Raw genomic sequence first — 1,017 nt, 5'->3', positions numbered from 1 at the left:
ATGATATCGAGTATTTACATTGTTCTTCCGATAATGATTCCATCGATGGGGTCATCATACCGGCTTTGAAAATCGGTCTTGTGGATGGGACCGCTCCGCATGTGATTGAACCGAAGGCACCAGGGGCTGTAGAGGAATATGTCAATTTGGGGTCAGCCTGGAATTCACAGCAGCTCGCTTCGGAAAGAGCGTCCATCATAAGGCTGACGAATGCGAGAAGCAACAGCTTCGAGAAGGCCTATGCCCTTTTCGCTGAAGCATTGAAGATACATGATGAATGGGAGGACATCTATAAGGCAAACATCGACTTCGCTAAATTGAATGGGCTGACCAATAAATTGATAGAAGGCTTTTATCGAGATATCGTCCTTAATAAGAAGGCGGATGTTCGTCATCGTTTTTTAGGTGCCGCCACGCCAAAGGGAGCGGTCGATTTCATACCGAATATCACGGAGGGCGTACAGAAACGCTACTTTTTAAAAGGGCGTCCCGGTTCGGGAAAATCGACGATGCTGAAAAAGATTGCAAAGGCTGCGGAGCAAAGGGGCTTCGATGTGGAAGTGTATCATTGTGGTTTCGATCCGCATAGCCTGGACATGGTCATCGTCCGGGAGGTAGGTATCGCCATATTCGACAGCACAGATCCTCATGAATATTTCCCGAGCTGCGAAGGTGATGAGATCATCGATATATATAAAACGGCGATCCTGCCGGGAACGGATGAAATTTATGCCGATCAGATCAAGGATGTTTCCTCCAGGTACAGGGAGAAGATGAATGAAGCGACGGCAAGCCTAGCCAAAGCAAAAGAGCTGCATGACGAACTTGAAAAAATTTATGTGAAAGCCATGGACTTTACTGCGATAGATGACATTCGTAGTGACATTCATGAACAGATCATTGAACGTGCGCAGGCAATTGACAGCCAAACGATCCTGCATTAAAAATTGAACTGCACCTCTCCTTATCAGGTGCAGTTTATTTATATTTTTTCGATCAATATTCACTGCAAGGTTG

The 1,017-nt window shown here is 45.8% G+C and carries 1 protein-coding gene; it reads left to right on the top strand.

All coding sequences use genetic code 11. The features are described from left to right. On the top strand, positions 1–944 hold a 944-nt coding region (locus CVN76_RS05340; protein WP_100530537.1), incomplete at its 5' end, for a PRK06851 family protein. Positions 945–1,017 lie beyond the last annotated feature (73 nt).

Source organism: Bacillus sp. mrc49 (assembly GCF_002803435.1).
Note: the sequence above shows the minus strand (reverse complement) of the source record. Positions and strands in the feature narration are given on the sequence as shown.